The following is a 20,430-nucleotide window of genomic DNA, read 5'->3' on the forward strand; positions in this document are numbered from 1 at the left end:
TCCTTGACGCGCCCGCGCCAGCGTGATCATCTGCCGCCCCGCGCCTGATTTTCGGCGCCCAGGAGAGGACCATGAGCGACGTTCCGGAGACGCCGAAAGACTTCTTCACCCAGTACATCCCCTCGCGCTTCGAGGCCATGAAGAGCGCCTTCGCCGGCAAGACCAGCGCCGGCTCGATGGTGTTTCGGGTGTCGGGCGCGGGAGAATGGACGCTGACTCTGGAAGCCGGCGAGCTGGTGGTCTCCGAAGGTCAGAAGGACGACGTGATCATCCAGGTGACCGTGTCCGAGGACGACTTCACGCCCATCTTCGTGCAGGCCGCGCTGCAGCAAGAAGACGAGCCCATCAAGCCGGAGCAGCAGGTGATGGCCTTCAAGGCCATCACCGTCGACGAAGAGCGCGCCAAGCTCGTGCGCGGCATCGCCGGCAGCGTGGCGTTCGTGGTGTCCGACGACGAAAAGGTGCACAAGCTCGTGATCACCCCCGGCGCTGCCAAGCCGAACCTGGACGCACCGGATTGCCGCCTGGAGTGCTCCATGAACGACTTCTTGGACATGCAGACGGGCAAGCAGAACCCGATGCAGCTCGCCATGGGCGGCAAGATCAAGATCGTAGGCAACGCCCAAATCCCGATGGCGCTGTCTGGCGTGTTTGTTTGATTCTCGGGGATTCGCCTTTGGCGAATCCCCTCGGGATTGGAACTACACCGCTCCAACTGGAAGCGCCTCCCTCGACGAGCTGGCGATCACCCAAGGCGACCGCGTAGACCCAACCGCTTTCGTCGCGCGACGACCGCGTGGTTCCCGCGATGCGTACCGCGGTCTGGGAGGGCCGGAGTTCGTCGCGCGCCCTGATCGCGGACGCGTCCTGCTCGAAGACCTGTCCTTGGTGCTCTGACTACGCGGTCAGTAGCAGTACGCGCTGCCACTGGAGGTGGTGTCCATCTCGCAGGTGTAGCCGTCTACCTCGCAGTCTTGCTTGATGCGCCACAGGAAGAGGCCGTCCTCGTAACGGCAGTCGACGACGGCTTTGCAGCCCCAGCAAGCCTCCTTGCCTTCGTCCGCCGCTTGGCACGTCTGGCCGGGCTGTGGCCCCCCCGTGGAAGGGGGACAGGCGAAGCAATCCTGGACTGCCTGCATCTGGGTTTGACACATGCCAGTGTTGGTGTGGCTGCAGTCCACGGCCTGATTGAGCTCGCAGGATAGATAGGCGTCGTAGATTGACGTGCAGGCAGGGTAAGCGCTTACGAGCTGTGTCCGGCCTTGTTCGCAGTTCTGCTCGCAGTCGGCCGTGCCGCATCCGGCCTGGGCGTACTTGTCGCATGCCGTCTTGCACAGCCCCGAGCCGTTCACTCCGCCGCCGCCACTCCCGCTGCCCGAAGAGCAAGCACACACGAACCCGAACAACAACCCCAACACCCGCTTCACTGACATCGCCGTCCTCCCCAGCGTTCGGTTTGAGGCGATTCTACATTGCTCGCGAGGGCGAGGGGCTGAGCAGTATCAGGGCGCCGCGGTCTTGGCCGGAGGTGGGAGCGGCTCCCACCTGAGAGACTCGCCCATCTGTCCGTTGAGCTTGTTGGTGCGCCAGCGCTTGAGGCTCAAGAAGTAGATACCCGGGCTCTTCTTGCGAGTGGAGAAGAACGCCAGCAGCCGGCCGTCGGGGCTGCAGGCCGGGTACTTGTTGGTGCCCATGTTCTGCGTGAGGCGCGAGATGCCTTGGCCCTTCTCGTTGCTCATCACGATGTCCTGACGATCGCCTCCCACGGCCACGGAGTACACCAGCCGAATGCCGTCCTCCGTGTCGCAGAACACCGGCGCAGCGGCAGTGAAGCCCGGCGGCGAGACGGCCTTGCCGTCCACGTACACGCGCTGACCGCCCCTCTTCTTCGGGTCTCCGCCGATCCAGCCGAGCTTGCCGGAGGGGCTGAAGGCGGGGTGGGTGGCGATGGGCGTGGTGGAGACCTTCTTCATGCCGCTGCCGTCCGGGTTGCCGACCCAGATGGCACTGCCGAAGGGCTCGGCGAGCGCCACGGCCATCTTGCTGTGGTCCTTGTTGAAGGCCACGCCGTAGACGCTGCCCTTGGTGGGCATGGGGATGGGCTTGGACTGCTTGCCGTCCCACGCCATCAACTTGAAGGGCGCGTAGTTCTTGCTGTCCGCGTAGAACACGGACTGGTTCGGTCCCCAGGTGGGCGCGATGGCCGTGTGATCCGGATTCGTGAACGGCTTCAGATCATGGCCGTCGGAATCCATGGTGAACACGCGGCGGTTCTTGCCCCACTTGCCGCTGAAGGTGAAGTGGCTGGCGAAGCCGCCGGGACGGCCCGTGAGGGCGCCCAGGAGGGCGTCGGTGATGCGATGGGCGGTGACGCGCACGTCGCTCTTGTCGACCAAGAGCTTCTTCTCGTACACGGGATCCTTACCCACGTTGAGGAAGTAGGCGAGGCCGAACACCTCGATCTTGCTGCCCTTGGTAGCGCGGGCAGCCACCTTCACGATGCTCTCGGCGCCGAGCTTGCGCCAGGCGTCCACGTCCACCGGATCGTCGAAACCGTACAATCCGGGTGGCGCCTTGGAGTCCGAGATCACGTCGAACATGCCGGTGAGCTCGAAGTCGCGGCGCACCACGCCGCGCACGATCACGTCTTCCAGATCCGGAGACAGCGACGGCAAGATCGCGATCTTCGGAATGTGCTCCTGCGTGTTGGTGCCGGTCACCACGAACTCTCCGAGCAGGCTCTCGTCCGGCGGTTTCTTCGAGTCCTGCGCAGTAGCCACCGCGCTCGAAAGAAGAGTCAAAAGCAGCGCGCTCAGCGCTCGTCTCATTCGCATTTAGCTCCAGCTCCAGAAAAAGTTGGATAGACCGCCGCACCAATCGCCAGGTCGGGATACAGCGGCGGCGGAGGAGGCAGCTGCTGCCCCACGATGCCGTCCATCGTCGCCTTCACCTTGGCGTCGAACGTGGCATTTCCGCTCGGTCGAGTGATGCTGTAGCCGTTCACGGTCCTGTCGGGTCCGACGGTGGCCGACACGCCGGTACTCAATTTCTTGAGCTCCGCGCATGGAATCTGTCCTGCGGGCGGGCGGAAACGCGCATTGAACCAGCCGAGGATCTTCATCTTGTAGAGGCTCACGGCGCGCGCCTTGAGCGGATCCGTTTCGGTACCCTCTTTCACGCCATCCGGCGAGCCTTCACCCTCCGGCACGCTGGCGTCGGGCTGCGGGCCGGCGTCCAGGGTTTCGTCCACTTGCTTCGCGATCTCGGCGTCCGGCGGCGGCGCCTCGGCGTCCCCCTTGGCGACCTCGCTGGTGGGGATCTCCTTCGGATCGTCCTTCGCGGTTTCCGAAGGGGCGCTCTTCTCTTCAAAGCGCTTGATGGGGATCGGCGGCTGCTTCTTCCACATGTCCGGCAGCTTGGCGCGCACCTTCTTGCGGCCGCCGAGCTTGAGCAGAGGCAGGTCGTCCATCACCGGTTGCACGGCGATCGGGATCTCCTTGGGCGGCGGTGGTTCCTTGGCCACGATCTTGGCGTTGCCCGCGCCGGCCAAGATCAGCAGCAGCACGAACGCCATTTGAATCACCGCCGCGAACACCACGGCCGTCGAGATCTCGACGGTGGAGAAGGTGCTGGCGGAGGTGCTGCTCATGGTCAGGGAGCGGAGCCCGCGGGGGCACTACCACCCGAACCGGGCTGCTTCGGGCTGGGCTCGTCGTCCGGAACCTCTTCGAGCTCCGGCTGCACGAGCAGGTTGAGGGACTCCACGCCGCTGTTCCGCGCCGCAGCAACAACCAAAGCCACGACACCGTAGCGAGCGTCCTTGTCGGCGCGGATGAAGAGCTGGCGCTCTTTCTGGACGCGGGCGCTCTCTTTCAGGGCCTGGTCGATGCGACCGGTGACGTCTTTCTCGCCGAACAGGATGCGCTCGTCTTTGGTGACGGTGACCAACAGCCGCGCGTCCTTCACCGGCGTTTGCGCGGCCTTCACCTCCGGCAAGTCGATGCGCAGACCGGTGGTGAGCAGCGGCGCGGTGACCATGAACACCACGAGCAGCACCAGCATGACGTCGACGAGCGGCGTCACGTTGATGTCGCGGAAGCCCCCGCGCCCGCCACGGCCGCCGCCGAGCTTGACGCCCACGCGTCAGCCTCCCGCGTAGCCCATTTGAGGCGCCGGGGGTGGGCGATCCGACTGCTTCACCAGCGGCACGGCGGACGTGGGCCCGCCGGGATCCGCCGCCAGCGTCTCCGCCCAGGCTTCCGCGGATGCCCCCAGCTCCTCCAGCAGATCCCCGATGCGACGGTCGACGTAGTTGAAGCCGATGGTCGCCGGAATCGCCGCCACCAAGCCGAAGGCCGTGGCGATCAACGCTTCACCGATGGCCGGCGCGACGACCGGGAGCGAAGCGCTCTTCTCTACGCCGATGCGGAGGAACGCGCTCATGATGCCCCACACCGTGCCGAACAGACCGATGAAGGGCGACGCGGATGCGATGCTGGAGAGCGTGGGCATCAGCGTGGCCGCCCGCTGGTACTCCGACGCGATGGCCCGCTTGGCCACCGCCATGAGTAGATCCGAGCTGAGGTTCGGGTGGTGGTGGCGCTTGGCGAGCTCCAACACCACCCGACCGCCAGGCGAAGCCCGGTGCTTCAGAGCCAGCGAGATGAGGTCGGACGCCGAGGAAACCCCCTCCGCGTCCTTCTCGAACTTGTGCTGCGCCGTCCGGAGGCGCCCGAGCTGCAGCCACTTCAAGATCCAGATGATCCAGACCGCCGTGGAGGCCAGGAGCAGGATCAAGAGCACGACTTTCACCACGCCCGACGAGTCCAGCATGAGCTGGACCGGATCGAGGTTCGCCTGGGCCCCGTCGGTCATGGCTTAAGCCTATAGCTGAATTCCGCTGGTTTTGCTCATTCGCCGAGCATGACGTCGACGCGCCGGTCCCGCGACCAGCTCGATTCGTCCGTGCCCGTGGCGTCCATTTCGCCGCGGGAGCTGGTCACCACCTTGCCGTCGTCCAAGCCCTTCTGGACGATGAAGGCCTTGACGTTGTCGGCGCGCCGGCCGCCCAGCACCATGTTGTAGTCCTCGTCGCCGCGGGGATCGGCGTGACCCACCAAGCGCATCTCGCGCCCTGCGAGCGGACCGCTGGTGAAGCAGGTGGCGAGCTGTCCCAGGATCTTGTGGTCCTGCGGGCGGATGTGCGCGGAGTCGAAGGCAAAGTAGGCATCCGAGTCCGAAATCCCGCAGGCCTTCTTGATCTCCTCGGAGATGTTGATCTGGCTCTTGCTCGGATCGTCGTCGGGCTTGGGGTTGTCTTCCGTGGCGGCGGTGGCGGTGGGGGCGGTGGTGTCGCCCGTGGGAGCCATGGGCGGCTTCTTCTCGTCTCCTCCGCATCCCACGAGAAGGGCAGAGCCTAGAGCGAGCGTCAGCAAAGTGGTCGGCTTCATCCGGATGTCTCCTTGTCTCGGAATGGAAAAAAGCGAGGCCAGCCCTTGGCCAGCCTCCGTGGCAACGCCCGCCCCACTCACAAAGTGCCTGCGGCGATCAACGAGCGTCGACCATCGGGGATTCCCATTGATAGTCGCGTGGGAGCGGGTGCGCAATGGGTGCTTGAGGCCCGAAAATGTGCTGTTTTTCGTCCCGCCGGGACGAAGTGCCCCGCCAAAATTCCGCTTCAGCGGGAAGCGGCGAGATAGGCCAGGATGCCCAGGGTACCCCCGATGAACAGCAGGATGAGGGCGATGCTTCCCGCCCGTGACTGGCTCTCAGGGCGTGGAGAGCGCAGGGTCTCGAGCTGGGCCATGGCCAGCGCCAGCACGCTCTTCAGGTGCTTCTCGGCGCTCTCTCCCCGCTCTCGGTCCCCGGACATGCCGCGGTAGCGCACCGCCGCCTCCACCAGCCGTCCGTTGCTTTGGCAGTACTCGAGGAAGGTTCCGTGCAGCGCTTGGTTGTCCCAGTCGTCGAGCACCTTCTTCCACAGCGCTTCGAGAGTGGGATCGGTGACGTCGCCGCTCATCTCAGACGATCCCGAGCTCCCGCGAGAGGCGCCGTGTGATGGCGAAGTAGTCCTGACGCGAGTACGGCTCGTTCAGTATGTGGAAGTCCTTGCCGGAGAGCCCCACGCAGCCAAAGCAATACGTGCAGCGTGACAGCGCGACGCAGCGCACCAGATAGGAGCTCGCGCTGCAGCTCTCGCTCTCCGTGCAGTGATGGCAGCCCAGGAGGCCCTGGCCGTCCTTGCAGTGACTGCTGTCCGTGCACTCTCGGCAGCGAACGCAGTAGTGACAGCGGACCAGTCGCTCTCCCTCTCGGCAGAAGGTGCAGCTCATGCAACCGCTGCAGCTCACGCATTGAACGCAGCCGACGTTGTCGCGCTGGCGCTCGAAGCTCAGCGTCAGCTCGCGAAATCGAGCTTCGAAGTCGCGGGCACCGAGCTCCGTCATGGCTTCAGGGGCGGATGCCGCGACGCAGAGCGGCTGCGGCTTCCCGCGTTTGCGGCTCGTCCGCGTACTCTTCCAGGCGTCGAAGACGCTGTACCAATATGGGCTTCTTGTGCGGCGGCTGCTCCTCGAGCAGGCGGCCCAAGACCGTGATCGCGTCCCGCGCGCGTTCCTCGTCGAAGTGCTCGAGCAGCTGCAGCTGTACCGGCTGCTCTTCGGGAAACGCGAAGCCCTCTCTCAAGCACTCGTCTGCGGCGCGGGTGATGGCGCCGCGCGTCTCGCTGGCCATCAGCCGATCCAACAGGCGCAGACGGAGCTTTTCCCGCTCGTCCGCGTCCCCCCGCGGCAGCTGGACGATGCGCGCCGCGCGGCGAGGTGCGGGCTCCGCCTTCACGGGTTTCGGCGCGACGGGCTCCTCCGGAGTCGCCGTGGCCGCCGCCAGCGCTGCAGCCGCTTTGCTTCCGGGCGACGCGGACGCCACTACGGAGCGTCGCGTCGGTCGCGCGAGCAGGGGCGAGTTGGGTCGCCGCGCTGCAATCATCACCGGCTCTGCCGCCGGCCGAGCTTCGGTGCGGCCGCGGCGCCTTCGCCTCCGGCCTCCGCCGGACCTCTGGCGTTGTCCATCCATGGGTCGATGTTCCTTTCGCTACGGATGAGCGACCTGCGCTACTTCCGTAGCCTCCGGCGTGAGCCCGTTCCCCGGTTGGGCGGCCCGACGCCGAACGGCGTCGCGGGGCCCTCTCCCGCCGAATGCGCCCCGGTCAATAGCACAGACTTCTTCCGGCGCTCGGCAAAAATTCCGCGCTGCTGACGGATCCGTGTGGCGCCCTGGTGGCGCGCCGCTATGGTGTCGGCAGGGCGGCCGAGATGGTGGAGCACGGCGAAAAGGTTTGGCAAAACGGTGAGATCGTGGACTGGGCCCAGGCGGGCCAGGCCTCGCTCCTCACTCACACGTTGCACTATGGGGTGGGCGCGTTCGAGGGCATCCGCTGCTATCGACGCGCCGGCGGCGAGAGCTGCATCTTCCGCCTCCAGGAGCACGTGGACCGGCTGTTCGAGTCCTGCCGCTTGGTGCTGATGAAGCCGAAAGTGTCGCGCGGTCAGGTCTTCGATGGCTGCATCCAGGTGATGCGGGAGAACCGCCTGGACGAAGCCTATCTGCGGCCGCTGGTGACCATCGGCGACGGCGCCATGGGCGTGTACGCTCCGGACAACCCGGTGAACACCTACGTGATCGGGTGGAAGTGGGGCACGTACCTGGGCAAGGACGCGCTGGAGAGCGGCATTCGCTGTCGTATCAGCTCGTTCTCGCGTCATCACATCAACGTGTCTTTCGCCAAGGGAAAGCTCGTCGGCCAGTACATCAATTCCGTGATGGCCAAACAGGAAGCCAAGCTCGACGGTTTCGACGAGGCCATTCTCACGGACGTGAATGGCTACGTGAGTGAAGGTTCGGGAGAGAACATCTTCGTGGTGAAGAAGGGCGTCCTTCGCACGCCGCCGCTGTCGGCCTCCATCTTGGCCGGCATCACTCGCGACACCGTGCTCACCCTCGCTCGGGAGCAGGGCATTCGCGTGCGTGAGGAGTACATCACACGGGACGAGCTCTACCTTGCCGACGAAGTGTTCTTCACGGGCACTGCCGCGGAGGTCACTCCGGTGGTGGAGGTGGATCACCGTCCCATTGGCAGCGGCAAGGTGGGAGAGATCTCGCGCACCTTGCAGCAGCGGTACTTCGACGTCGTTCGCGGCAAGGACGACTCGCATCCCGAGTGGCTCACGCGCATCTGAAATCCGCGCTGCTGCTGTTCGTGGCGGCCTGCAGCCCCGCGCCGGAGGCGAAATCACCGCCGCCCAGCGCTGGTCCGACCCCGGCCGTTACCGCGGCGAGCCAACCAAAACCCGAACCCCTGGCGGATGCGCAGTGGAAGCAGGTGGCCTCGCGCTTCCAGTCGCTCGAGGTTCCGCTGCCAATGGCCTCCGAGTGGCAGGTGCTGGACGGCAAGCACGAGCTGCGGGCGATTCACCGTCCCACGGACTCCGAGCTCAGCGCACGGCTTTGGCGCGCGTCGCGCTTGGTGAGTCGAGACGAGTGCGAGAAGCAGCTGCACCTGTGGCGGCCCGATCTGCCGAACCCCAGCGAAGCTCCGGAAACCGTGCTGGACTCTCGCGACATCACGGCGCCGGCGGGCTTTTCGGTGACGGTCACCGCGGGCGTGCGGCGCACGGACACGTCTCTGGAAGGGTATCTGCTCGCCATCGGAGTGGCGGTGGGACAGTGCTACGCCGCCTCTTTCGTGACGCATGCTGTTGGTCCGGGCGCGGAAACCGCCATTGGCGACCGCCTGGCCGTCGTGGGAGAGCGCGTGCTGCCCCGCGTGCAGCGCGTGGGCGTCGAAGGGCGGATCTACTAGAAGCTCGATACGGCGCGCTCGACGCGGGCTTGGAGCTTCTTGCTCAGCAGGCCCACGGTGACGACGGAGAGGGACGCGCGGCGCACCATGTGCTCGGCGGCGCGGCGCACGTCCTCGGTGCTCACGTCGGACAGCTCGGCGAGGCGTTCTGCCGGCGTGCGCGCCACGCCGGTGAGCATCCCGAAGCCGAAGAACTCGGCGGCCTCGGCGGGATCGTCGAGCAGCTCTTGGAGTTGCCAAGCGTAGCGGGTCTTGGCCTTGTCGAGCTCTTCTGCAGTGGGGCCCTGGGCGGCGAGGTCTTTCATCAAGCCGAAGACCTCGTCGAGCACCTCCGGCGCGCGCTCGTGCTCGGACTCCGCGGCGATGTCGAATAGCCCGCCCTCGGCGTACGCCTCGTACGCGGCGGACACGTCGTAGCAAAGGCCGCGGCTGTCGCAGATGCGGTGATACAGGCGCGTGGACATGCCGTCGTCCAACACACGCAGCAGCATTTCCGTCGCTGGCTCTCCCGGGTCGTGGTCTCCCGGAGCGCGGAAGGCAACGCGCACCGCCGTCTGGCTGCCTTGGTGGCGCACGTGGCGGAAGCGAGCTTCCGTCTGCTCGGGCACGGCAGGGGAGCGGGGCTGACCGCCCCGCGCAATGGGCCCGAGCCCGGCCCGCACCTGCGCTTCCACGTCGGCGGCGTTCACGGGACCGGCCACCGTGAGCACGGTGTTGTCGCCCACGTAGTGCGCCCCGTGGTGCTCGTGGAGCAACGGCTCCGTCATGCGCTCCACGTGCTCGATGCTGCCGGTGATGGGATAGCCGAGGGGGTGCTCGCCGAAGGCCAGCTGTCGCACGAGGTTGTCGGGATCCACGTCGGTGCCGCTCTCGTCCAGGCCTTCCAGGATCTCCTCCCGGACGATGCCCTTTTCGATGTCCATGCCGTCGAACACCGGAGAGCGGAACACCTCGCAGAACAAGGGCAGCGCTCGGCTCAGGCTCTCGGGCGGTACGGCGATGGCCATGGTGCCGTGGTCCACGTAGGTGGCGGCGACCAACGTCCCGCCCAGGCTCTCGAAGGCCAGGGCTTGCTCGTGAGACGACGGATGGCGCGGCGTCCCTCGATACAGCATGTGCTCGAGAAAGTGGCTGACGCCGTTGTTCTCCGCCGACTCGTAGCGTGGCCCCACCCGCAAATGTGCGTCGATGACCACGCGATGGACCTTCTCCATGGGCACCACCACGAGGGTGAGGCCGTTGTCGAAGGTCGTGATTTGTCGGGTGAGCTCGGACTTCACGAGCCGTCCGACTCGTCGTCCTTGCCCTCTTCCAAGATCCTGGGATCGATCAGGATCTTGTCCTTCGCCTTGTCCCGAAGCTCGACGATGTAACGCGAGATGGCGTCGCGCGCCTTGGCGGCGCGCAGACCATCGAGCACGTCCACGCGGTCCTTCTCGAAGTCCTCGTGCTTGGCCATCGTCTTCTCCTTGAGCTGGAGCACGGCGAGGCCGGTGTCGGTGGTGAGCGGCTTCTTCACCACGGCATCCACCTTGTCCAAGGCGAACACGTCGTGGGCGGGATTCTCGCCGGCCGTCGTGTTCAGTGACGGTCCGCCAATCTCGTTGAAGGGTGCGGAGATCTCGACGCGGGGGCGGTTGTCGGCCGAAAGCGGCTTCGGCTCTTCGTCCTTCTTGCCGGCGAAGTGCGGCAAGAGGTAGCTCCGGGAAAGCTCCTTCACGACGTCCTCGAGCTTGTCTCCCTTTTGGGCGCGCTCGATGACCTCGTCGGCAAACTTCTTCGTGAGGGCGTCCGCCTCGAGCGCTACGGCGAGGCGCCGCGCGTTCGCCAAGCGGCCGACCTTGTCGATGGAGCTCTCGGCGAGCTTTCCGTCGAGACGCAGGATGTGAAAGCCGCGCGCCGTCTCCAGCACCGGGCTCACTTCACCGGGTTTCATCTTGGCGGCGGCCTCACCAAGCTCCTTGGCGCCCACGCCGTAGCCTTCCCCGAGGCAGCCGACCTCACCACCCCAAGTGGCGCTCGAGCCCTGGCTCAGGTCGCGGGCGACCAGGTCGAAGGGCTCCTTGTTCTTGAGGCGGGCGGCGGCGTCCTCGATCTTCTTGCGCAGATCGACCTTGTTTTCGTCCGGCGTCTCGGGATCCACCGGCACCAAGATCTCGCTGACCAGCAGGCAGCCCGCAGTCCAGTTCTTCTTGTCGGCCTTCCAGGCTTCGTCGAGCTGCTGCGGGTTCTCTTTGGCCCAGGCCTCCATCGCCGCGTCGGAAGTATCCACGGCGTACTTGGCGAACCAGGCCTTGTCGACGTGAACGATGCGCGCGACCGCCTTCGAGCGTTCCCGCGTCCACTGAGCTTCCGCTTCCTTCACGGAAACCCGAACCCGTGCCCGAACCAAGTCCCGCACGCGCGCGGCGATCAGCTCGCGGCGCTGCATCTCCTTGAACTCCTTGGGCGACCGGTTGGTGGTGTTGCGCACCACGCGTTCGTAGATCTTGTAGTCGAACGCTTCGGTCTGGACGCTCTTCACCGGCAGCTCGCGGACGCCGTCTTCCCCGATGCCGAGGCTGTAGGAGAGGAAGCTGACTTGCCCCACGGGAATCGAGACGTGCGCCTTCCCCGTCGCCAGCTCGTCGTCGATCTCCTTCTCGCTGATGGAGACGCCCAGACGTTCGGCCTCGGAGAGCAGGAGCTCACGCTCCACCAGACCCTCGGCGACCTGACGGCGAAGTCCCATCGCGCGGATCTTCTTCTGTGGCACGCCGCGAGGGACGATCAGGCCGAAGGAGGCGAAGTATTCCTTGCGGTCGACGCAGCGGTCCATGACCTTGACTGCGCAGTCACGCGACAACGCCGACTGGGTAGCTTGCCGCCCCGCCCGGAACTCCAGGACGAAGACGATGATGATGGCGAAGACGACGGCCCCGATGATGACTTGGCCGGCTCCGCCGCGTCGAAAAAGGCTCAACATGGGCGGGATTCCTGAGCGCGCAGCTGCCGCGCGCGGGGGGCCGCAATACCATGCAGCCCCGGGGTGGTCTATCCGTCAGCGCGTCGCGGATTTCGGCAGCGACAGGGCGTAGCGAAGCTGATCCAGGAGGTCCGCGTCATTGACCGCCTTCTCGAAGACGACCTCGTACCAGGTGTCGAGCACCCGGGCCCTGTCACCCGGATCATGCACGGGGACAACGCTGGTTCTCACCTCGCCGTAGCCCGCGCTCACGGCGCCGGCGCCCAGCTGGCGCGCCCTCTCGAACAGCTGCTCCCCTGATTCACCTGGAAATTCCGAAGCTTGCGCCTTGGTGATGAATCGGACGGAGAGCGCGCCACCCACCACGGCGCTCACCCCGCTGTCCATGATGAGGTTGTCGCGAACACGATCCGCGAGCTGAACTGCGTCGGCGGTCGTTCGATAAATCTCGAAGCCGTCGCTTGCGAGGCGCTTCTTGAGCTCGCTGGGGGTTGGATTGGGCATGTGGCTTGCAGCCTCCGGTGCTCGAAGGCCTTTATTCCAAGGGTCGTGAGCGACCGGACCGCCGGCCGTCACTCTCTAACTTAACGAATATTTCAGGAAAAACCGATGAATAGCCCGCTCCCCCTCTGGGTCGAGGTTGCGTTAGGAACTTCGCAGACCCGTTCGTCAGCGTCAAGGAGCGTGCGTCTGGGCCACAGGTCGGCCCAGGGGACGGAAGTACCCAGGTTTGCTATGTTGCCCCGAACCGTGAGTCCTCGCAGCAACACTCCTCCCCCAGGGGCCCTCCATGGCACACGGCGTCAAGAGGGCGGGGCTCGGCGCGAGGCCTCGGAGCGCGTGGTGCTGCGGCGTGAGGGGGTCGAGGTCATGGGCTGGACCCTGAACCTGAGCCGCGGTGGTGTTCGCATCATCGTGGAGGATCCCATCGAGCTCGATGGCGAGTACGACATCCTGATCGGGGACGAAGAGGGGTCCGGACGCAAGGGGCGCATCGTTTGGATCCAGGACGAAGCCGACGGCCAGATCGCGGGCGTGCAGTTTGTGACCGCTGACGGCAAGTTGGAGAGCGGCCCGCCGCCGAAGACCGACGCCGGCTGACTCCCCACGCATGAGTGCGCGCGAGCTGCTCGGAGACTCGGGGCCCCTGTCCCGTCACTTGCCGGGCTACGAAGTCCGCGCGGGTCAGCTCGAGATGGCGGACGCGGTGGAGCGCGCCCTGGCGGAAGATCGCATCCTCTTGTGCGAGGCCGGAACCGGGACGGGCAAGACGCTGGCGTATCTGGTGCCGGCCATCCTCTCCGGGCGCAAGGTGGTGGTGTCGACGGCGACGCGCGCGCTGCAAGAGCAGATCGCCGAGCGAGACTTGCCGCTCATCGAGCGAGCGCTGGGCATCGATCCCCGTGCCCAGGTGATGAAGGGCCTTTCGAACTATCTGTGCTTGCGCCGCTTCGAAGAAGCACGTCGGCGCAGCCTGGGCTCCGCCATCGGTACGGTGGAAAACTGGCGCCGGGAGACCGAGAGCGGAGATATCGCCGAGCTCGACGCCCTGGCAGAAGATGCCGCCATCTGGCGCGAGGTCACGTCCTCGAGCGATACGCGGGTGGGCAGCGCCTGCGAGCACTACGAAGAGTGTTTCGTCACGCGCATGAAGCGACGCGCGGAGCGAGCGCGGCTCTTGATCGTGAATCACCACTTGTTCTTCGCCGATCTGGCCCTGCGCGGGCCCCACCCCGGCCGCGTGATCCCGGACTACGACGCCGTGATCTTCGACGAAGCGCACCAGCTGGAGGACGTCGCCACGGACTTCTTTGGCATTCGCGTGTCCAGCGCGCGCATCGACGCTTTCCTTCGGGACGCGGAGCGCGCGTTCCTGTTCGCCGATTCCCTGAAGCTCGGCAGCTCCGGCCGCTGGGAGAGCGTGGTGAATGCCGTGCGCACCGCCGCCGAACGGTTCTGGCGTCAGCTTTCGGGGGATGCTGGTGCGGCGCGGGAAAGCCGCGTCCCCGTGGAACGTGATCTGTGGGTGGGGGAGCTCGCGGCCGCGTGGCACGAGCTCGATGCGCGGCTGGAGGACGTCGCGAACGTCGCGGCGTCCATCCGTGGCGCGCTATCCGGTCCGCGTCAGAAGCTGCACGGCGCCGTCGGGCTCTCCGAGGCGCTGGAGGTGGTGGAGCGTCGCGCGGGGGAAGCGAGGGACAACCTCGCGGTGATCGCCGAAGGCGCGCCGGGGCGCGTCACTTGGCTCGAGACCACGGCGCGGAAGCGGGTGCTGTCGTCGTCGCCGGTGGATCTGTCCGCCACCTTCCGCGACAAGATCTTCGAGAGCGTGCCCGCCGTGGTGCTGACCAGTGCCACGCTGGCGACGGGCACGGAGAGCGAGAGCCCGTTCCGCTATCTACGCTCGCGGGTGGGGCTCGGCGGCGAAGACCTGGACGTGACGGAGCTCCTGGTCCCGTCGCCCTTCGACTTCGAAGGCCACGCCCTCCTGTACACGCCGAAGGATCTGCCGTCGCCGCGATCGCCGGAATTCGAAGCGCGGGCCAGCGAGCGCATCGCGAAGCTGGTGGAGCTGACGGACGGTGGCGCCTTCGTGCTCACCACTTCCCTCCGGTCCATGCGGGGGCTCGCGCGCTCCCTTCGCGAAGCGCTGCCCGACCGCGAGATCCTGCTCCAGGGCGACGCGCCCAAGACGCGGCTGCTCGAGAGCTTTCGCCAGAGCGGCTCCGCCGTGTTGGTCGCGACCATGGGCTTTTGGGAAGGCGTGGACGTGCCGGGCTCTGCCCTGCGCCTGGTGGTGCTCGAGAAGGTGCCGTTCTCGGTGCCCACGGATCCGATTGCCGTGGCTCGCGCCAACGCCATCGAGGCCGAGGGCGGAAATCCGTTCATGGAGCTATCAGTGCCCTCCGCCGCCATCTTGCTGAAGCAGGGCTTCGGCCGCCTGATCCGCACGGTGACGGATCACGGCATCGTGGCGCTGCTCGACGAACGCGTGCACCGCCGGGGCTATGGCAAGCGATTGCTCGCCACCTTGCCGCCGGCGCGCCGCAGCGACGACCTCGCGGAGGTGGAGCAAGCGTGGCGCGCGATGTCTCAGGTCAGCGTTTCCTGCGCCACGGCGGCGGGGCCATCGCGCTGAGATGCGCTATGCAGGCCTCGAGCGTCGGGTGGCAGCGGGCCAGAAGGTCGTCGCTATCGTCCCGTTCGTCTTCGATCAGACTGCGAATGTGGGGCTCGTTCGACACGCTCCAGATCAATCCGACGCGTTCGCCGACCTCATCCCGCACGATCGGAGTGCGAAAGGTCAACAGCAGCGTGTCGCCCGATGTGTAGTCGAGCTCGGATAGGTCGAGGACGAGGCCGCTCGTCCTGGCGCGGCCCTTCCAAGCCATGGCCCCGACAATCGCCATTCGCATGGGGTTGAACGCGTCGGCCCGCTGCGACCGGTACGATCCCGACGCCTTGACGTACGCGTATTCTTCGTCGGGTTCCGCCACGACGACGCGGCCCAAGGTCAAATCGACGCCGTGTCCGTCCTTCCAGCTCTTCAGCTCCAACTTGCGCTCGCTCACTCCAACACCGTCGCTCCTGCTCGCGGCGCAGCTGCAAGCGCAGTCAGTGACGTTCGCCGCTCTCGGCCTTGGCGGCCTGCAGCGACGCACGATACTGCGCCGCCACGCGGGAAGACGCGAAGGGCTCCGGCGCGAAGTTCGATAGCGTGGCCAGCATCTTGTAGACCACGCCGGGCACGTGCAGGTACTTCCGCTTGCGGAAGCCCTCGAGTCCGGAGCGCGCGGCGCGGTCCACCGGCATCAGCCAGCCGCGCAATGAATCGAAGCGCTGCCCCGCGGTCATCTCCGTGACGATGCCGCCGGGAGCGAAGGTCGTGATCGACACGTTCTTGTGCTTCATCTCGTGCCACAGGCTGCAGCCGTAGTTCACGAGGAAGGCCTTGGTTCCGGAGTAGGCCGCCTGGTACGGCACCGGCGCGAGGCCGGCCATGCTGGAGACGAGCATCATGCCGCCGCCCTCGCCCTGCCGTTCCAGGTAGGGGAGCAGCAACGTGCTGAAGCGCACCGCGCTCACCACGTTGGTCTCCAGCATGCGCTGAAAGCCTTCCCAGCCGAGCTCGTGCCAATCGCCGAAGTGCGTGACCCCGGCGTTCAGGATCGCGCCGTACAAAGGGCCCTCGCGCGTCGCCTCGTCGAACACGCGATCCACGTCGTCGACCTTGCGCAGGTCCGCGGTGACGGTCCGCACGTTCACGCCGGCGGGCTCGAGCTCTTGTTTCAGCGCATCGAGGCGATCCGCGCGGCGCGCGACCGCCACGATGTTCGCGCCGTGCTCGTGCGCGAGCTGCCGCGCCATCTCTTGGCCCAAACCCGACGAGGCGCCGGTGACGAGCACCCAGCGCGAGCGGAAATCCATCGGCTTCATCGCGGCGTCACATATCACTACGCCGCCCCGGCGCCATCCCGTCAGGGATTGAGGCAGCTCTCCAGGGACGCGATCAGGCCGGAACAGGCGTTGCCGGCGAGCGTGGTGGAGCCGTCCTGACAGATGAACGCCGAGGGTGGGAGGCCTGCCGCGCAGCCCAGCAAAGCATCGTAGTTCGACGCGCAGTTCGGGAAGCTCTGCGCGATCTGGTCCCGGGCGTCCTCGCAATCTTGCAGGCAGCCCGCGGTCGGAGGATCGCTCGGGCAATTGCCGAAGCCGGGATTGGCGCACAGCTCGGGGCAGGGACTGCTGACCACGCCGCCGCCGGTGCCGCCGAAGCCGCCCACGCCGCCGCTGGCGCCCACGCCGCCACTCGCGCCCACGCCGCCGCTCGCGCCCACGCCGCCGCTCGCGCCCACGCCGCCGCTGGCGCCCACGCCGCCACTGGCGCCCACGCCGCCACTGGCGCCCACGCCGCCACTCGCGCCGCTGCCCCCGACGCCGCCGTCCGCGTCGCCGATGGACGTCTTGCCGCCACACGCCGCCACGACGAACGCCGTCACCACGCACCAGGAGATCGACCGCATGACCCATGTCTATCCCCGCCGACCGCTCCACGAAAATGAAAACGTCTTCTTTGGGGCTCTCCTGACATCTTCGTGGCTGAGGGATCGTTGGCCTTGGCGCGCCGGTCCCCACGTTTCGGCCATTGGGAATTTTGTTGGTGCAGCGCGGAACCACGCGGACGTCCGGGAGGTTCCGCGCCGCACCAACATCAAAAGGAAAATAGCGGGGGCTCTGGACGGCACACTGCCCCTGAGGCAGATCCGTCGGCATGCGTTCGACCTGGCTCGCCCTCGCCCTGCTCGTCATCGCTGGATGCGGCAGTGAGGACGCGGCGTCGGTGGACGACAGCGTGCGTTGGCGACGCGTGTTCGACCAGCTGCCCGGCGCGCTGATCTCGGTCTCGGGCACCAGCGAAAAGGACGTGTGGACCGTGGGCGGGGACCCGGGGACGGGGGCCACGGTGCTGCACTTCGATGGCGCCCAATGGCGAGCGCTCGACACCGGGATGAACGTCGATTTGTGGTGGGTGCATCCTTTCGCCGGGGGGCCGGTGTTCTTCGGCGGATCGCAAGGCACCATCCTGCGTTGGCAGGGAGGCAGCTTCGAGAAGATGACGACACCGAGCGACGCGACGGTGTTCGGGATCTGGGGGACCTCGCCGGACGATCTGTGGGCAGTGGGCGGCGTGCCTGCCGAGCCGGGCAAGGCCTTCGTGTGGCGCTGGGACGGCAGCACCTGGAGCGTAGCTTCGGGATTGCCCAAGCCGAAGGTGGCGAGCTACTTCAAGGTGTGGGGGCGCTCCGCGGACGACGTGCGTATCGTGGGCATGGATGGCGCGATCCTCGAGTGGGACGGCACGAGCTTCAGCGAGGCTGCGTCGCCCACCACCACGCGCTTGCTCACGTTGTACGCGGAGCCCGAAGGGTACTGGGTCGCCGTGGGCGGACTCTCCAATGCGGTGGTGCTCGAGGATCACGGCAGTGGATGGCAGGACGTGAGCCCCTCGGGCTTGGTGAAGGCGTCCATCGGCGTGCGGCTCGCCGGCGAGGATGGCTACGCCGTGGGCAACGGCGGCAGCGTGCTCCGACGCGTGGACGGAACCTGGCAGCCGGAGGACACCGGGATCCAGGTGTACGGCGACTTCCACGCCACCTGGATCGATCCCAAGGGCGGCGTTTGGGCGGTAGGGGGTGATTTGCTGTCGTCGCCCCTGGTGCACGGCGTGATGCTCCACAAGGGACCGCCCGTCAGCGCTAGCATCGAGGGACAGTGATCCCATTTCCGGATGCGCTTTCGGAGCTCGGCCTCACGGACGCGCTCTCCATACTCCCGGTCCAGAGCGGCTACCCCAGCCCCAAGACCATCAACCTGGTGCTGCGTCGCCACGGTGGGCGCACGATCTTGTTCGAAGCCAGCGCCGCGCGGGACGACATCGTGGCGGAGATCGACGCAGCGCTGGATCGGCACGGCGTCGGGGCCCTCGATGCGTTGATGGTCACCCACTGCCACGGCGACCACGCCGGAAGCTCGGGAATCGTCGCCGGGCGCGGCCGCCGCGAGGGAGCGCGCGCGCCCATTCATCTGCACTCCGCCGGCTATCGCTTCTTGACCCATCCGGACGCTGCGTTCCTGAACGAGACCTACGAGATCTTTCGCACGCGCGCCCACTGGGGGCTCATCGAGTACAACTCGCTGTCCGATCAGGACATGATCGACGGTGCGCTGCGCAAGCGCTTCTCCGGGTTCTTCGCGCAGACCCCGAAGAGCGCCCTTCGCTTCGTGGACGACGGCGATCTACCTCAGGGCTTCCTCGCGCTGTTCACCCCCGGTCACTCCCAGGATTGCGTGCTCTACTTCGACACCGAGCTGGGCGTCGCGATCCCGGGGGACACCATCATCTGCACCGGCCGCGTGGAAAAGCCCGAGACCTGGGCTTACGTGATCCCGATCTTCACCGTGGCGGGCCAGGCATACTCCATGGCCTTCGAGCGCTACCTCCGGACCATCTCGGTGCTCGAGCGATTCTTCTCGACGTACGAGGTGCGCGCGGTGTTGCCGCCCCACGGTCGCTTCGCGGTGACGCGCCCCCTCGAGTGGGTGACGTTCGCCAAGGGCTACTTCCGAGGCGTCTACCGGGCGTTGCTCGAAGACTTCTTCGGCGACACGGAGCGACGAGCGAGCCCCTTTCGCGCGTGCGATCTGAATCGCTTCATCCCGAGCGCGGGAGCGCACCCCATTTCCACGCCCAGCCACGTGTTCGGGATGCTGTGCACCCTGGCGGACGAAGGCTACCTCGACCTCGCCGAGCACAAGACCACGCGTCAGATCACGTTCACACTGCGGGAGCTGCCTCCGGCAAGCTACATGGACGAACGCTTCGCGCGCGATCCGGGACCGCTGCCGCTGTACGGCGCGTAGCGCGCCCGGGGGCTCACTTCTTTTCGAGCTCCGCCCAGCGGGCCCGCGCAATCAAGCTTTCTTGGGGCGCCGAGCGCGGCGCTGATTGGCCTTCTTGGCCACCGCGCGAGCGCCCTTCTTCACGGCGCGTGCCGCCTTCTTCACGACCTTGGCCGCCGGCTTCTTGGCGACCTTCTTCAGCGCGCGGCGGGCCGCCTTCTTCACCTTCTTGGCGGCCGCTTTCACCTTCTTCTTCACGGCCTTCTTGCTGGCGGGCTTCTTCTTCGGAGCGGCTTTCTTTGGAGCAGCCTTCTTCGGCGCGGCCTTCTTCGGCGCGGCCTTCTTGGGAGCAGCCTTCTTCGGCGCAGCCTTCTTCGGCGCAGCCTTCTTCGGCGCAGCCTTCTTCGGCGCAGCCTTCTTCGGCGCAGCCTTCTTGGGGGCCACCGACTTCTTCGCGGGCGCGGGAGTCGACTTGGCGACGGGCGCTGTCGTGGCGGCTGCGGGTGGAGCGCTGTCGGGCTTTCGGCGCTTGGCGAGCGTTTCGGTGACCTTCTGATCGAGCACCGAGAACTCGAAGGGCTTGTCGACGTAGGCGTCGGCACCGTACAGCGGCGACGTCATCTCGTTCAGGTTTTCGCCGATGCCGGTGAGCATCACGACGCCGGTGTGGTTCAGCGAGACGGCCTCGCGGATCTTGCGACACACTTCCCAGCCGCTCATACCCGGCATCATCACGTCCAGAACGACGGCGTGGGGCAAGTGCTCGTGGGCCATCTCCCAGGCTTCGTCGCCGTCGCCGGCTTCGAGAACCTTGTAACCCTTGGAGCGCAGGTGACCCGCAACCAGAGCGCGAGTGCTGGGCTCGTCGTCCGCGACGAGTACGACGGTCTTGGCGGTCTTGGACATCGATCCCAAAGCCCCTTTCGGCTGTTGTGGGGCCCATCTGAGACCACCCGCGTCCGCCCGGTCAAGCCACTTTGGCTCAAGGGTTCGCGGACTTGGCGCCTCGCGGCCCAAGGGCGGCGGCCGGCCCCGAGTCCATTCCGACGGACCCCACTTTCCGCATGGCCCCGAGGTCTGGTCCGGTCCGCCGAGGCATCTGCCAGAAAATGCGCTAACTTGACGAAGTTACGTGGTTTTGCGGGACAGCGATGCAGCCCGCGCGCTGGCCCACTCCGCGCTACCATCTGCTGATGGCTCGCTTCGG

General features: G+C 66.6%; 23 protein-coding genes. 7 read left to right on the forward strand and 16 right to left on the reverse strand.

Annotation, left to right across the window (positions count from 1 at the left end):
- The first annotated feature begins 71 nt into the window (after nucleotides 1-71).
- Entirely contained in the window at nucleotides 72-659 is a 588-nt protein-coding gene (locus tag H6717_37000) for an SCP2 sterol-binding domain-containing protein (protein ID MCB9582696.1), read from the forward strand.
- A 246-nt stretch (nucleotides 660-905) separates the two neighbouring features.
- Here the strand turns inward: H6717_37000 and H6717_37005 are convergent, their stop codons facing one another.
- The 9 genes from H6717_37005 to H6717_37045 form a co-directional block, all read right to left on the reverse strand.
- Complete coding sequence (locus H6717_37005) at nucleotides 906-1,433, reverse strand: hypothetical protein (protein MCB9582697.1); 528 nt, start codon at nucleotides 1,431-1,433, stop codon at nucleotides 906-908.
- Between the two features lie 69 nt (nucleotides 1,434-1,502).
- Entirely contained in the window at nucleotides 1,503-2,828 is a 1,326-nt protein-coding gene (locus H6717_37010; protein MCB9582698.1) for a PD40 domain-containing protein, read from the reverse strand.
- Nucleotides 2,825-3,649: a TonB C-terminal domain-containing protein gene (locus H6717_37015; protein MCB9582699.1), complete on the reverse strand. Its 825-nt coding sequence runs from the start codon at nucleotides 3,647-3,649 to the stop codon at nucleotides 2,825-2,827. Before H6717_37015 ends, H6717_37010 begins: the two co-directional genes overlap by 4 nt.
- 2 nt (nucleotides 3,650-3,651) lie before the next feature.
- Nucleotides 3,652-4,140: a biopolymer transporter ExbD gene (locus H6717_37020; GenBank protein MCB9582700.1), complete on the reverse strand. Its 489-nt coding sequence runs from the start codon at nucleotides 4,138-4,140 to the stop codon at nucleotides 3,652-3,654.
- 3 nt (nucleotides 4,141-4,143) lie between these two features.
- Nucleotides 4,144-4,875, reverse strand: a complete 732-nt coding sequence (locus H6717_37025; GenBank protein ID MCB9582701.1) for a MotA/TolQ/ExbB proton channel family protein — start codon at nucleotides 4,873-4,875, stop codon at nucleotides 4,144-4,146.
- 35 nt (nucleotides 4,876-4,910) lie between these two features.
- Nucleotides 4,911-5,450, reverse strand: coding sequence for an OmpA family protein (locus H6717_37030; GenBank protein MCB9582702.1), 540 nt, complete (start codon nucleotides 5,448-5,450; stop codon nucleotides 4,911-4,913).
- A gap of 227 nt (nucleotides 5,451-5,677) precedes the next feature.
- Nucleotides 5,678-6,019, reverse strand: a complete 342-nt coding sequence (locus H6717_37035) for a hypothetical protein (protein MCB9582703.1) — start codon at nucleotides 6,017-6,019, stop codon at nucleotides 5,678-5,680.
- Between the two features lies 1 nt (nucleotide 6,020).
- Nucleotides 6,021-6,446, reverse strand: coding sequence for a hypothetical protein (locus tag H6717_37040; protein ID MCB9582704.1), 426 nt, complete (start codon nucleotides 6,444-6,446; stop codon nucleotides 6,021-6,023).
- Between the two features lie 4 nt (nucleotides 6,447-6,450).
- Nucleotides 6,451-6,924 (reverse strand): hypothetical protein, encoded by a 474-nt coding sequence (locus tag H6717_37045; GenBank protein MCB9582705.1) that lies wholly within the window; start codon nucleotides 6,922-6,924, stop codon nucleotides 6,451-6,453.
- A 386-nt stretch (nucleotides 6,925-7,310) separates the two neighbouring features.
- On the opposite strand from H6717_37045, the gene H6717_37050 reads away from it, so the two are divergent.
- On the forward strand, nucleotides 7,311-8,234 hold the full coding sequence (locus H6717_37050) for a branched-chain amino acid transaminase (protein ID MCB9582706.1): 924 nt from the start codon (nucleotides 7,311-7,313) through the stop codon (nucleotides 8,232-8,234).
- On the forward strand, nucleotides 8,216-8,857 hold the full coding sequence (locus tag H6717_37055; protein ID MCB9582707.1) for a hypothetical protein: 642 nt from the start codon (nucleotides 8,216-8,218) through the stop codon (nucleotides 8,855-8,857). The genes H6717_37050 and H6717_37055 overlap by 19 nt, the downstream gene beginning before the upstream one ends.
- On the opposite strand, the gene H6717_37060 is transcribed toward H6717_37055, so the two are convergent.
- The 3 genes from H6717_37060 to H6717_37070 form a co-directional block, all read right to left on the reverse strand.
- On the reverse strand, nucleotides 8,854-10,071 hold the full coding sequence (locus tag H6717_37060; GenBank protein MCB9582708.1) for an insulinase family protein: 1,218 nt from the start codon (nucleotides 10,069-10,071) through the stop codon (nucleotides 8,854-8,856). The two genes, H6717_37055 and H6717_37060, sit on opposite strands and share 4 nt — an antisense overlap.
- A gap of 62 nt (nucleotides 10,072-10,133) precedes the next feature.
- Nucleotides 10,134-11,822 (reverse strand): SurA N-terminal domain-containing protein, encoded by a 1,689-nt coding sequence (locus H6717_37065; protein MCB9582709.1) that lies wholly within the window; start codon nucleotides 11,820-11,822, stop codon nucleotides 10,134-10,136.
- Between the two features lie 75 nt (nucleotides 11,823-11,897).
- Complete coding sequence (locus H6717_37070; protein MCB9582710.1) at nucleotides 11,898-12,326, reverse strand: hypothetical protein; 429 nt, start codon at nucleotides 12,324-12,326, stop codon at nucleotides 11,898-11,900.
- A 246-nt stretch (nucleotides 12,327-12,572) separates the two neighbouring features.
- Here H6717_37070 and H6717_37075 point away from each other — a divergent pair, with 246 nt between their 5' ends.
- Both H6717_37075 and H6717_37080 read left to right on the forward strand, forming a co-directional pair.
- Nucleotides 12,573-12,923 (forward strand): PilZ domain-containing protein, encoded by a 351-nt coding sequence (locus H6717_37075; protein MCB9582711.1) that lies wholly within the window; start codon nucleotides 12,573-12,575, stop codon nucleotides 12,921-12,923.
- A gap of 10 nt (nucleotides 12,924-12,933) precedes the next feature.
- Nucleotides 12,934-14,961 carry an ATP-dependent DNA helicase gene (locus H6717_37080; GenBank protein MCB9582712.1) on the forward strand — a complete coding sequence of 676 codons (2,028 nt, stop codon included), beginning with the start codon at nucleotides 12,934-12,936 and terminating at the stop codon, nucleotides 14,959-14,961.
- Here H6717_37080 and H6717_37085 read toward each other — a convergent pair.
- From H6717_37085 to H6717_37095, 3 genes are read right to left on the reverse strand one after another with little or no spacing between them, the layout of a single operon-like run.
- Nucleotides 14,921-15,394 carry a hypothetical protein gene (locus tag H6717_37085; protein ID MCB9582713.1) on the reverse strand — a complete coding sequence of 158 codons (474 nt, stop codon included), beginning with the start codon at nucleotides 15,392-15,394 and terminating at the stop codon, nucleotides 14,921-14,923. The genes H6717_37080 and H6717_37085 overlap by 41 nt on opposite strands.
- A gap of 43 nt (nucleotides 15,395-15,437) precedes the next feature.
- A complete protein-coding gene (locus tag H6717_37090) occupies nucleotides 15,438-16,259 on the reverse strand; it encodes an SDR family NAD(P)-dependent oxidoreductase (GenBank protein MCB9582714.1) in 822 nt (273 codons plus the stop codon).
- A gap of 41 nt (nucleotides 16,260-16,300) precedes the next feature.
- Nucleotides 16,301-16,846 carry a hypothetical protein gene (locus H6717_37095; GenBank protein ID MCB9582715.1) on the reverse strand — a complete coding sequence of 182 codons (546 nt, stop codon included), beginning with the start codon at nucleotides 16,844-16,846 and terminating at the stop codon, nucleotides 16,301-16,303.
- A gap of 248 nt (nucleotides 16,847-17,094) precedes the next feature.
- Here H6717_37095 and H6717_37100 point away from each other — a divergent pair, with 248 nt between their 5' ends.
- Together H6717_37100 and H6717_37105 are read left to right on the forward strand one after the other, a co-directional pair.
- Nucleotides 17,095-18,099, forward strand: coding sequence for a hypothetical protein (locus tag H6717_37100; protein ID MCB9582716.1), 1,005 nt, complete (start codon nucleotides 17,095-17,097; stop codon nucleotides 18,097-18,099).
- Nucleotides 18,096-19,244, forward strand: coding sequence for an MBL fold metallo-hydrolase (locus tag H6717_37105; GenBank protein ID MCB9582717.1), 1,149 nt, complete (start codon nucleotides 18,096-18,098; stop codon nucleotides 19,242-19,244). The genes H6717_37100 and H6717_37105 overlap by 4 nt, the downstream gene beginning before the upstream one ends.
- Nucleotides 19,245-19,295: 51 nt before the next feature.
- On the opposite strand, the gene H6717_37110 is transcribed toward H6717_37105, so the two are convergent.
- A complete protein-coding gene (locus tag H6717_37110; GenBank protein MCB9582718.1) occupies nucleotides 19,296-20,129 on the reverse strand; it encodes a response regulator in 834 nt (277 codons plus the stop codon).
- Nucleotides 20,130-20,430 lie beyond the last annotated feature (301 nt).

The sequence above is a fragment of the Polyangiaceae bacterium genome (assembly GCA_020633235.1).
Classification (GTDB): domain Bacteria; phylum Myxococcota_A; class Polyangia; order Polyangiales; family Polyangiaceae; genus JACKEA01.